11 protein-coding genes are annotated in these 11,488 nt (G+C 71.4%); 6 read left to right on the plus strand and 5 right to left on the minus strand.

The window, feature by feature from the left end:
- Positions 1-104 precede the first annotated feature (104 nt).
- Together Sm713_RS19920 and Sm713_RS19925 are read right to left on the minus strand one after the other, a co-directional pair.
- Positions 105-1,514 (minus strand): metallopeptidase TldD-related protein, encoded by a 1,410-nt coding sequence (locus Sm713_RS19920; RefSeq protein WP_212910932.1) that lies wholly within the window; start codon positions 1,512-1,514, stop codon positions 105-107.
- On the minus strand, positions 1,511-3,034 hold the full coding sequence (locus tag Sm713_RS19925; RefSeq protein ID WP_212910933.1) for a TldD/PmbA family protein: 1,524 nt from the start codon (positions 3,032-3,034) through the stop codon (positions 1,511-1,513). The genes Sm713_RS19920 and Sm713_RS19925 overlap by 4 nt, the downstream gene beginning before the upstream one ends.
- Positions 3,035-3,467: 433 nt before the next feature.
- Between Sm713_RS19925 and fabG the strand changes: the two genes are divergently transcribed.
- Together fabG and fabI are read left to right on the plus strand one after the other, a co-directional pair.
- A complete protein-coding gene (gene fabG, locus Sm713_RS19930; protein WP_212910934.1) occupies positions 3,468-4,172 on the plus strand; it encodes a 3-oxoacyl-[acyl-carrier-protein] reductase in 705 nt (234 codons plus the stop codon).
- A gap of 5 nt (positions 4,173-4,177) precedes the next feature.
- Positions 4,178-4,945 (plus strand): enoyl-ACP reductase FabI, encoded by a 768-nt coding sequence (fabI, locus tag Sm713_RS19935; protein WP_212910935.1) that lies wholly within the window; start codon positions 4,178-4,180, stop codon positions 4,943-4,945.
- A 61-nt stretch (positions 4,946-5,006) separates the two neighbouring features.
- On the opposite strand, the gene Sm713_RS19940 is transcribed toward fabI, so the two are convergent.
- Positions 5,007-5,732, minus strand: a complete 726-nt coding sequence (locus tag Sm713_RS19940) for a FadR/GntR family transcriptional regulator (protein ID WP_212910936.1) — start codon at positions 5,730-5,732, stop codon at positions 5,007-5,009.
- A gap of 52 nt (positions 5,733-5,784) precedes the next feature.
- On the opposite strand from Sm713_RS19940, the gene Sm713_RS19945 reads away from it, so the two are divergent.
- The 4 genes from Sm713_RS19945 (at position 5,785) to Sm713_RS19955 (ending at position 8,349) form a co-directional block, all read left to right on the plus strand.
- Complete coding sequence (locus tag Sm713_RS19945) at positions 5,785-7,182, plus strand: CynX/NimT family MFS transporter (protein ID WP_374196010.1); 1,398 nt, start codon at positions 5,785-5,787, stop codon at positions 7,180-7,182.
- Positions 7,183-7,257: 75 nt separating this feature from the next.
- Complete coding sequence (locus Sm713_RS41200) at positions 7,258-7,374, plus strand: SGM_5486 family transporter-associated protein (protein ID WP_283249784.1); 117 nt, start codon at positions 7,258-7,260, stop codon at positions 7,372-7,374.
- A 153-nt stretch (positions 7,375-7,527) separates the two neighbouring features.
- The gene (locus Sm713_RS19950) at positions 7,528-7,725 is read left to right on the plus strand and encodes a hypothetical protein (protein ID WP_212910938.1); all 198 of its coding nucleotides are present in this window, start codon (positions 7,528-7,530) and stop codon (positions 7,723-7,725) included.
- A gap of 105 nt (positions 7,726-7,830) precedes the next feature.
- The gene (locus Sm713_RS19955) at positions 7,831-8,349 is read left to right on the plus strand and encodes a histidine phosphatase family protein (RefSeq protein WP_212910939.1); all 519 of its coding nucleotides are present in this window, start codon (positions 7,831-7,833) and stop codon (positions 8,347-8,349) included.
- Between the two features lie 572 nt (positions 8,350-8,921).
- On the opposite strand, the gene Sm713_RS19960 is transcribed toward Sm713_RS19955, so the two are convergent.
- Positions 8,922-9,875 (minus strand): IS481 family transposase, encoded by a 954-nt coding sequence (locus Sm713_RS19960; RefSeq protein WP_212910452.1) that lies wholly within the window; start codon positions 9,873-9,875, stop codon positions 8,922-8,924.
- Positions 9,876-10,071: 196 nt separating this feature from the next.
- Complete coding sequence (gene serB, locus Sm713_RS19965; protein ID WP_212910940.1) at positions 10,072-11,298, minus strand: phosphoserine phosphatase SerB; 1,227 nt, start codon at positions 11,296-11,298, stop codon at positions 10,072-10,074.
- Positions 11,299-11,488 lie beyond the last annotated feature (190 nt).

The following is an 11,488-nucleotide window of genomic DNA, read 5'->3' on the forward strand; positions in this document are numbered from 1 at the left end:
TGGAACGGGACGGTCCGCACCCCTGCGGAACCGGTCCCGTGCTCACTCCAACGGGCGAGCGTCCGCGCTTGCCCGGGCCCGGCCAGTCTATGAGGCCGGGCACATCACACGCCCTGGCTGACCGAGCTCATGTTGAAGTCGGGCACGCGCAGGGCGGGCATGGCGGCGCGGGTGAACCAGTCGCCCCACTCGCGCGGCAGGGTCTTCTCGGTGCGCCCCGCCTCCGCCGCACGACCGAGGATATCGACCGGGGACTCATTGAAGCGGAAATTATTCACCGCCGCGACGACCTCGCCGCCCTCCACCAGGAACACGCCGTCCCTGGTCAGGCCCGTGAGCAGGAGCGTCGCGGGGTCGACCTCCCGGATGTACCACAGGCAGGTCAGCAGCAGGGCGCGGCCCGTGGTCGCGGCGACCATCTCGTCCAGCGAGCGGTCCGACCCGCCCTCCAGCACCAGATTGTCGACGGGCGGGGTGACCGGCAGCCCGGTCAGCCCCGCGCTGTGCCGGGAGCTGAGGAGGTGCGCCAGCTCGCCCCGGCGCATCCAGTCGGTGTTCGCCAGGGGCAGGCCGTTGTCGAACACCGAGATGTCGTCGCCCGAGGAGTGCGCCAGCACGAAGGGCGCCGCCTCCAGACCCGGCTCGTTCGGATCGCTGCGCAGGGTGAGCGGCAGCTCCGCCAGCCGCTCCCCGACCCGGGTGCCGCCGCCGGGCTTGGAGAAGACCGTGCGGCCCTCGGCCGCGTCCCGGGCCGAGGACGACCACATCTGGTAGACGAGCAGGTCGGCCACCGCGCTGGGCGGCAGCAGGGTCTCATACCGGCCGGCGGGCAGCTCCGTGCTGCGCTCCGCCCAGCTCAGCCGCTGCGCCAGCTCGGCGTCCAGCGCCGCGGGGTCGACGTCCTGGAAGTCGCGCGTGGCCCGGCCGACCCATGCGGAGCGCGTGCGGTCGGGGGACTTGGCGTTGACCTCAAGGGTCCCGGTCGGCTGGTCGTGCCGCAGCCGCAGCCCCGTCGACGTGCCGAGGTAGCTGGTGACGAACTCGTGGTTGGCGAATCCGTACAGCTCGCGCCCGCCCGCCCTGGCCCGGGCGAAGGACTCGCCGAGCGCCGGGGCGAAGGCGGTGAAGACGGCGGAGGATGTCTCGCCCGGGTCGTCCGTGAAGGCGGGGGACGGGTCGATCCCGGCGATCAGCGGCTGGGCGTCCTCGGCCGGTCCCGCCCGCCGCGCGGCCTCCTCGGCGGCCCGCACCAGAGGCTCCAGGTCGTCCTGCGTGACGGCCGAGCGGGACACCACTCCGGACGACGTGCCCTGGGCGCCGTCCACCGTCGCGATCACGGTCACCGACCGGCCGCGGGTGACGCCGTTGGTGGTCAGGACGTTCCCGGCCCAGCGCAGGTTCGCCGACGAGTGCTCGTCCGCGATCACCACGCAGCCGTCGGCCCCGGACAGCTCCAGGGCACGCTCGACGACCTCGTGCGGCTTGCTCGCACGGGGGGTGTGGGTGGGGGTCATCGACCGGCCTCCTGCGTCGTATTGAGGATGTTCACGCCGCGGAACAGGGCGGACGGGCAACCGTGCGAGACCGCCGCCACCTGGCCCGGCTGGGCCTTGCCGCAGTTGAAGGCGCCACCCAGCACGTAGGTCTGGGGGCCGCCCACCGCGCTCATGGAGCCCCAGAAGTCGGTCGTCGTCGCCTGGTAGGCCACGTCGCGGAGCTGGCCGGCGAGCCGGCCGTTCTCGATGCGGAAGAACCGCTGGCCGGTGAACTGGAAGTTGTACCGCTGCATGTCGATCGACCAGGAGCGGTCGCCCACGACATAGATGCCGCGGTCCACGCCCCCGATCAGATCCTCCGTGGAGAGGCCGCCGGGATCGGGCTGGAGGGAGACGTTCGCCATCCGCTGCACCGGCACGTGCTCGGGGGAGTCGGCGTAGGCGCAGCCGTTGGACCTGTCGAAGCCCGTGAGCCTGGCGATGCGGCGGTCGAGCTGGTAGCCGACCAGGACGCCGTCCTTGACCAGGTTCCAGGACTGGGCGGCCACGCCCTCGTCGTCGTAGCCGATGGTGGCCAGGCCGTGCTCTGCGGTCCGGTCGCCCGTGACGTTCATGATCTGGGAGCCGTACTTGAGCGTGCCGAGCTTGTCGAAGGTGGCGAACGAGGTGCCCGCGTAGGCCGCCTCGTAGCCGAGGGCGCGGTCCAGCTCGGTGGCGTGGCCGATGGACTCGTGGATGGTCAGCCAGAGGTTGGACGGGTCGACCACCAGGTCGTACGGGCCGGCCGTCACGCTGGGGGCGCGCATCTTCTCGGCGAGCAGCTCGGGGATCTCGGCCAGCTCGCCGTCCCAGTCCCAGCCGGTGCCGGTCAGGTACTCCCAGCCGCGGCCGACCGGGGGCGCCAGCGTGCGCATCGACTCGAACTCCCCGCTCGACTCGTCCACCGCGACCGCCGTGAGCTGGGGGTGCAGGCGCACCCGCTGCTGCGTGGTGACGGTGCCCGCGGTGTCCGCGTAGAACTTGTTCTCATGGACCGTGAGCAGGGTGGCGTCGACGTGCGCGACGCCCTGGGCACGCAGCAGGCGCGAGCTCCACTCGGCCAGCAGGCCGCTCTTCTCCTCGTCCGGCACCGAGAACGGGTCGATCTCGTACGCGGAGACCCAGGTCCTGTCGGCGTGCACCGGCTCGTCGGCCAGCGAGACGTCGGCCTCCGCTCCCGCAGCCTCGATGACCTGCGCGGACAGCTTGGCCACGGCCACGGCCTGCTCGGCCACCCGTGCCGCGCCGTCCGCCGTCAGCTCGACGCCCGCCGCGAAGCCCCAGGTGCCGTCGTGCACCACGCGCACCGCGTATCCGAGGTCGGTGCTGTCCGAGGAACCGGACGGCTTCGCGTCGCGCAGCCGCCACGAGGCGCTGCGCACCCGCTCGAAGCGGAAGTCCGCGTGCTGCGCGCCGAGCGCGCGGGCGCGGGCCAGCGCGGCGTCCGCGAGGGCCCGCAGCGGGAGCGCGAGGAACGACTGATCGATCTCGTGGGCCACGAGCGGCCTCCTGTCCAATGGCTTCGTGGGGGTCCGATCACGCGGAAGTCAATCACGAAGCGGGGGGCCGTGCGGGGGCCTGTGGATAACACTGCGTCGACAGCGCGATCACGCTCGCGGCAGCGCAAGGGCGCTCGTGACAGCGCGCACACAAGCACATCAGCGCGCGTAGCCATCGGGGAGCGCGTGGCCTGATTTGTGCGACCCCCACGACCCGCGACCCCGGCCCGACGCGTGCTCCGGACGCCGTCCGGGGGACGGGCGTGCGGGGGCCAGGGCGCCTCGGCACCCCTCTCCGCGGCCGGGCGCGCCCGGACTATGTAGGGATCCGACAGTCATGTACACGAGCCACTGTGGGGCGTGGATTCTCCACGGAGGACCTGGGGCCGATAAGTTTTTGGATGTACCAGACCGCTGAGGAAAGGGTGATCCGTTGAGCCGCTCGGTTCTCGTCACTGGAGGTAACCGGGGCATCGGCCTCGCCATTGCCCAAGCGTTCGCCGACGCGGGCGACAAGGTCGCGATCACCTACCGCTCGGGTGAGCCGCCGGAGGGCTTCTTCGCCGTGCGCTGCGACATCACCGACACCGAGCAGGTGGAGCAGGCGTACAAGGAGATCGAGGCCGAACAGGGCCCCGTCGAGGTGCTGATCGCCAACGCCGGGATCACCAAGGACCAACTGCTCATGCGGATGACCGAGGAGGACTTCAGCTCGGTCGTCGACACCAACCTCACCGGCACCTTCCGCGTCGTCAAGCGCGCCAACCGCGCCATGCTGCGCGCCAGGAAGGGCCGCGTCGTGCTGATCTCCTCGGTGGCGGGCCTGCTCGGCTCCGCCGGACAGGCGAACTACGCCGCGTCCAAGGCCGGACTCGTCGGCTTCGCGCGCTCCCTCGCCCGGGAGCTGGGCTCGCGGAACATCACCTTCAACGTCGTCGCACCGGGCCTCGTGGACACCGACATGATCAAGGTGCTCACCGAGGAGCAGCGCAAGAGCATCGTCTCCCAGGTGCCGCTCGGCCGCTACGCTCAGCCCTCGGAGATCGCCGCCACCGTGCGGTTTCTCGCCTCCGACGAGGCGTCTTACATCACTGGAGCCGTCATTCCCGTTGACGGCGGATTGGGCATGGGGCACTGAAGACCATGAGTGGAATCCTCGACGGCAAGCGCATCCTCATCACCGGTGTGCTCATGGAGTCGTCCATCGCCTTCCACGCCGCGAAGCTCGCTCAGGAGCAGGGTGCGGAGATCCTCCTGACGGCATACCCCCGACCGACCCTGACCCAGCGGATCGCCAAGAAGCTGCCCCGTCCGGTGAAGGTCATCGAGCTGGACGTCACCAACGACGAGCACCTGGGGCGCTTGGAGGAGGCCGTCTCCGAGGAGCTCGGCGGCCTGGACGGCATCGTCCACTCCATCGCCTTCGCCCCGCAGGACGCCCTCGGCGGGAACTTCCTCAACACCTCGTTCGAGTCCGTCGCCACGGCGATGCACGTCTCGGCGTTCTCCCTGAAGTCGCTGACCATGGCCTGCCTGCCGCTGATGCAGAACGGCGGCTCCGTCGTCGGCCTCACCTTCGACGCGCGCTACGCCTGGCCGCAGTACGACTGGATGGGCCCCGCGAAGGCGGCACTGGAGGCCACCAACCGGTACATGGCCCGTGACCTGGGCAAGCAGAACATCCGCTGCAACCTGGTCGCGGCCGGACCGATCGGCTCGATGGCCGCGAAGTCCATCCCCGGCTTCGAGGAGCTGGCCTCCGTCTGGGGACACCGTTCCCCCCTGGAGTGGGAGATGACCGACCCGGAGCCCGCGGCGCGCGCCATGGTGGCCCTGCTGTCGGACTGGTTCCCCAAGACCACGGGCGAGATCGTCCACGTCGACGGCGGCCTGCACGCGATCGGCGCCTGAAGCCCACCGCGGCCCGGGCCTTTGCAGGCCCGGGCCACGGTCGGCGGAGCGCGGACGCTGATCAGTCCTTCGGGGCCGCCTTCTGATCGGTGTTCGGCGCGGACACGTCGGCCCGCCACCTTCCGGGACGGCACTGGAGCGGGTACGTCGCCGCCTCCGCGGCGGCCGCGGAGGCGTCTCCCGCGCGGATCGCGTCGACCAGCGGGGTGTGGTCCATGTGGGTCTCCGGGGCCAGCACCTCGCCCACGTCCTCGCGCAGCCACTCCCGCAGCACCTCGCCCAGGTCGGCGTAGAGCGCCGTCATGACGTCGTTGTGCGAGGCGGACACCACGGCCATGTGGAAGGACGAGTCGGCCGTCACGAAGGCCTCCGTGTCACCCGAGTCCCATGCCTCCTCACGGCGCAGCAGCAGCGCGTCCAGCTGCTTCAGATCGCGCTCGGTACGGCGCTCGGCCGCCAGTTGCGCCGCGCTCGACTCCAGCGAGGCGCGCATCTCGGCGACGTGCCGGGGGTCGGCGCCGGCGAACCTGCGGTGCATCACCCCGGCCAGCTCGCTGGTGGCGACGACGTAGGTGCCCGAACCCTGGCGGATGTCCAGCAGGCCGTTGTGCGCCAGGGCGCGCACCGCCTCGCGCACCGTGTTCCGGGCGACGCCCAGCTGTTCCACCAGTTCGGGCTCGGTGGGGATGCGGGCGCCCATGGGCCACTCGCCCGACACGATCTGCGCGCGCAACTCGGCGATGACCTGCTCGGACAGGGCCGAGCGGCGCTGATGACTCAACGGCATGGCAGTACCGTACTCAGGCTGCTGTCAGAGCTATTCATCCTACGATCCTATGATGGCTCGCATGGCAGTTGAGGAAACCCGCACGAGCCCCCCGCCGGCAGGGCTCGCCACACCGCCCGACGTGCCGCACCGGGCGTCCGCGCCCCCTGCCTGGCTGATCCGGCTGCTGATCGTGGGCATGGTCCTTGCGGCGCTGAATCTGCGGCCTGCCGTCACCAGCCTCGGCGCGCTCCTGGAGGACGTCCGGGACGACCTCGGCATGAACGGCAGCATCGCGGGCCTGCTCACCTCCATGCCGCCGTTCTGCTTCGCCGTCTTCGGCATCATGGCCCCGCGCCTCGCCCGCCGCTTCGGCCCCGCCGCCGTGGTGTGCGGGGGCATGGTCGCCATCACCGCCGGGCTGGCGCTCCGGCCCCTGGCGGGCGGCACGGCCTCCTTCCTCGCCGGCACAGCGCTGGCCCTGATGGGCGTCGCCTTCGGCAACGTGCTCATGCCCGTGATCGTCAAGCGCTGGTTCCCCGACCGGGTGGGCCCCATGACGGGCCTGTACTCCATGGCGCTGTCGCTCGGCACCTCCCTGGCGGCCGCCCTGACCGTGCCCTTCACCCACGCCCTCGGCGGCGAGTGGCGTGCCGGGCTGGGGACGTGGGCGGTGCTCGGCGGGATCGCCGCCCTCGCGTGGATCCCGCTCGCGCGCCGCCGAGACGGCGGGCCCGCGGACCAGGGGGACACCCGCGTCGAGGAACCAGGGGAGGCGGGGGCGTCAGCCCAGGAGCCCGGACTCGCCGCCCGCGAGGCCGGGGCACCCGCACAGGCCAATGCCGGGGTCGACGGCACCGGAGCCGGCGGCGGCCTGCGCATCGCCCGCAGCCGGATCGCCTGGTTGCTCGCCGTCTTCTTCGGCCTCCAGGCCTCCGGCGCCTACATCACGATGGGCTGGCTCCCGCAGATCTTCCGCGACGCGGGCGTGTCCGCCGGCACCGCGGGCCTGCTGGTGGCCTTCACGATGGTGATCGGGGTGCCGCTGGCCTTCGTGATCCCCAGGGCCGCCGCGCGCATGCCGCACCAGGGGCCGATCGTGGTGGTCCTGGGCGTGTGCGGCCTGGCCGGCTGCGCGGGGCTCTACCTCGCCCCGGCAGCCGGTGCCGTGGCCTGGGCGGGGCTGCTCGGCGTCTCCAACTGCGCCTTCCCGCTGGCCCTCACCATGGTCGGCATGCGGGCCAGGACCGGCGCGGGCGTCGCCCAGTTGTCGGCCTTCGCGCAGAGCGTCGGCTATCTGATCTCGATTCCGGGCCCGCTGCTGGTGGGCGTGCTGTACCAGCACAGCGGCGGCTGGGGGCTGCCGATCGCCCTGATGACCGGGCTCCTCGTCCCGCAGGTCCTGGTGGGCGTCCTGGCCGGCCGTGACCGCACCATCGAGGCGGAACGCGCCACCGCAGGCACCGCGTGAGGCGAGGCGGCCCCCGCGGGGCCGGTCCGGTGACCCCGACGAGGGACCGGTCCGGCCTGGTGGGACACTGACGGCATGCCTGTGCTCGATCCGAACCCGCAGAACAGCCAGAAGAAGCTCCTCACGGTGCTGGGCCTCATGCTCGTGATCACCCTGATCATCGGGGTCATCGCCTCCATCGCCGCGCCCTGAGGGGCCGATGGTGGGGACAACCCCCCGTCCCCTAGGGGGCAAGGCTCAGGGTCAAGTGGGTGGATCACCGGATGGGAATGCGGTGCCCACCTCCGTAGCTTCTAGGTAAGGCCGCAACCACGGCGGCTGATCCTCGCGGAGCACGGAGGCACCATGGAGGCCCACCCACACACCACGCCTCACAGGGGCGTCGAGGTCCGCCTTCCGTGGTGGGCCGTCGCCCTGCCGGCCCTGGCCTTCGCCGCCCTGCTCCTGGTGATGATCAACCCGTCCCACGCGCGCACCAGCGGCGACCCGGCGCTCGGGCGTGTCCTGCAAGGCATCCAGCACTCGGTGCTGCACCAGAGCTGATCCCTCGGCCCGCCACCGGGAGGCCGCCGTTCGGGCGGCGGGGGCCCGAGAAGGGGCTGCCAACTCCCTGCGCCGCCTGGCGCGTTTCATGCGAAGCTGGGAGCCATGAGCGTCGCAGAACCCCGCAGGATTGTCCTTTTCCGGCATGCGAAGGCCGACTGGCCCCAGGTGTCCGACCACGAGCGTCCGCTGGCCGACCGGGGCCGTCATGACGCCCCCGTCGCGGGCCGCAAGCTCGCCGAGACGGGCATCGACTTCGACCTCGCACTCTGCTCCACCGCGGCCCGCACCCGGGAGACCTGGAAGCTGGCGGTCCACGAGCTCTCGCACCGCCCCAAGACGGTGTATGAGGAGCGGATCTACGAGGCCTCCCCGGGAGAGCTGATCACCGTGCTCAACGAGACCACGGACGACACCCGCAGCGTGGTGCTCATCGGTCACAACCCCGGAGTGCAGGGCCTGGCCGAGATCCTGTCCGGCCAGTCCGAAGGCGACGCACGCGCGCGGATGGACGGCCGCGGCTTCCCCACCTCGGCGTTCGTGGTGATCTCGTACAGCGGATCCTGGAAGTCGCTGGAACCCGGCGTCGGCACGCTCACGGATTTCTGGGCTCCGAGCAAGTAGTCCGGGCGCCCTGGTCCCCTCGGCGGGCCGCGGACTGTGCGGGTCCCTCCCGGCCTCCCCAGGGGCGCGGGGCTGTATCGACATGCGGCTCCGCCGCGCCGGCGCGAGCAACCACCCACCGGGGTGGTCCGGAGCCGACACGGACTGCCCCTTCGGGGCGGTGACGACCTGACCGTCTCGTCGTGGCTGGTCGCGCAGTTCCCCGCGCCCCTTGTTAAGGGGCGATGCGCGCCCCCCCCCGGGGCGGCCCTTTGGGTCGGCAATGACCTGACTGTCCCGTCGTAGCCGGTCGCTCGCCCACTGCCTTGAGGGCGCGGGACGTGCCCCTGTCCCCACGCCCCTAGGTCGTGTCCGGCGGATCTTCGTGGATCAGCCTGCGGCGTCTGGTGCCGTGCATCGCAAGGCGGAGGATCATCCTCGTACTGGGCGTACCCGGATGACTCCGACAACGCGGCGAGGTGCGGTACTGGGGGCACTCCCCCACTGCCCTGAACGGGCGTGGGAGGTACCCCCACCCACGCCCTTCAGGCAGTGGGGGAGTCGCGGGCCCACGAAGATCCGCCGGACACGGCCTAGGTGTATTGCCCTGTGAGGTTGGGGACGCGGCTGGCGGGTGGTTGGCCTTTCAGCGCGGTGTGTCCGCGGTGGTGATTGTAGGTGTGCAGCCAGTCAGGGAAGGCGTCGCGTCGTTCCTGCTCTGAGCGGTAAGGGCGGGCGTAGGCCCACTCATCGAGCAGGGTGCGGTTGAAGCGTTCGACCTTGCCGTTCGTCTGGGGTCGGTAGGGCCGGGTTCGCTTGTGGGTGATCCCGGCCGCCGCCAGGGCATCGCGCCACAGACGGGACTTGTAGCAGGAGCCGTTGTCGGTCAGCACGCGCTCGACGGTGATCCCGCACGAGGCGAAGAACGCCTGCGCCCGGATCCAGAAGGCGACGGCGGTTTCTTTCTTCTCGTCGGTGAAAATCTCGCTGTAGGCCAGGCGGGAGTGGTCGTCGACGGCGGTGTGCAGGTAGCTGTAGCCGGCGCCGGAGCGGGTCTTGCGGCCCGCTTGGCGGCCAAGGATCTTGTGGCCGCCACCGTCGGGGATATTGCCGAGCTTCTTGATGTCGACGTGGACGAGCTCGCCGGGCCTGGCGCGTTCGTAGCGGCGTATGACGCGGCCGGTGGCCCGGTCCAGATGCGTGAGGCGGGCCAGGCCGTAGCGGGTGAGTACCCGGTGCACGGTGGAGGGCGCCAGCCGCAGAAGGCTCGCGATCCGTGCGGGGCCCCAGCGGCGCAGTACGCGCACCTTGATGATCCGCCGCTCGGTACGTGTCGACGTCTGGCGTGGGCTGGCGTGCGGGCGGCTGGAGCGGTCGGTCATGCCCGCCTCGCCGAGCCTGCGGTAGCGGTCGGCCCACCGCTGTGCCGTTGTCGGCGAGACCTGGAAGCGTTCCGCGGCCCGGCGCAGGGGCCAGTTGTCTTCCACGACGCAGCGGGCCAGCCGCAGTCGTCCTGTCTCGGTCAGGGGTGCATTACGGTGGGGCACGAGGGCCTTTCTGGTCGCCGGTGCAGATGTCGCAATCCACACCGAGCCAGAAGGCCCTCACCTATTTCAAGATCGCTCAGCCGTGGCGTCCGTCACCAACCTCCGTGGACAGAACACCTAGGGCAGCCGGGGGCACCGCGGCCGCGGGGGAGGGAGCCGCGGCACCGCCCCCGCAGAGGTGCCCGGCGAGGGGCCCTCAGCCCTCGACCGTGTCGGCCGCCTCAACCTCTTCCCTGGAGATGCCCAGCAGATACAGCACCGTGTCCAGGAACGGCACGTTCACGGCCGTGTAGGCCGCCTGGCGGACCACCGGCTTGGCGTTGAAGGCGACGCCCATGCCGGCCGCGTTCAGCATGTCGAGGTCGTTCGCCCCGTCGCCGATCGCCACCGTCTGGGACAACGGCACCCCCGCCTCCGCGGCGAACCGGCGCAGCAGCCGCGCCTTGCCCGCCCGGTCCACGATCTCGCCGACGACCCGGCCCGTGAGCTTCCCGTCGCGCACCTCCAACGTGTTCGCCTGCGCGAAGTCCAGCCCGAGGCGGTCCCGGAGGTCGTCCGTGACCTGCGTGAACCCCCCGGAGACGACCCCGACTTGGTAGCCGAGCCGCTTGAGGGTCCGGATCAGCGTGCGGGCGCCCGGCGTCAGCCGAACCTGGCTGCGCACCTTGTCCACCACGGAGGCGTCGAGCCCCGCGAGGAGCTCCACGCGCGCGTGCAGGGACTGCGCGAAGTCCGTCTCGCCGCGCATGGCCGCCTCCGTCACCTCGGCGACCTTGTCCTCGCAGCCCGCGTGGGCGGCGAAGAGGTCTATCACCTCGTCCTGGATGAGGGTGGAGTCGACGTCCATGACGACCAGGCGCTGCGCCCTGCGGTGCAGGCCGGCCGCGACCACCGCGATATCGACCCCCAGGGCGGCGGCCTCGGTCGCCAGGGCCGTGCGCAGCGACTCCGTCTCGGTGCCGGACACGGCGAATTCGACGGCGGTCACGGGATACTTGGCCAGCCGGAAGATGCGGTCGATATTGCCGCCGCCATCGGTGATCTGTGCGGCTATCCGCGCGGTCGACCGGGCGGTCAGCGGGTGGCCGAGAACGGTGACGAGGGAGCGGCCGACGCCGCGCGGACGGTTGTCGCCGAGGCCCGAGATTATCTCGGCCTCCATTTTCATGGAGTCCGCCCAGCTGTGCACGGTGGCCCGCAGATCGCCCTCCAGGCCGGCGGCGGGCTGGGTGACCAGCGCACACAGGACGATGCGGCCACGGGTGACGACCTGCTCGATGTCGACGACGTCGAGGGAGTACGCAGCGAGAGTGTCGAAGAGCCCGGCGGTGATACCCGGCCGGTCCTTGCCGAAGATCTTGACGAGCAGCGTGGGGACGTCGGCAGCGGCCATCGTCGCATTCGGTGGCTGTGAAGCGCTCATGGTGCTCCCACCGTAACCGGCGCCCCTGCACAGGCGCCTCGGCAGTCCGCGTTTCGGACGCGGGCCACACGGAGCCCACCGACCTCGTGCGTACAGCCCGCATACCCCGCGGGTACGGCCCGCGTACCTCGTCGGTCAGGCCGGTGAACCGTCGCGAACCCGATCGCGGATCCGCTGGTCACGGCCGCGG

The sequence above is a fragment of the Streptomyces sp. TS71-3 genome (assembly GCF_018327685.1).
GTDB lineage: Bacteria > Actinomycetota > Actinomycetes > Streptomycetales > Streptomycetaceae > Streptomyces.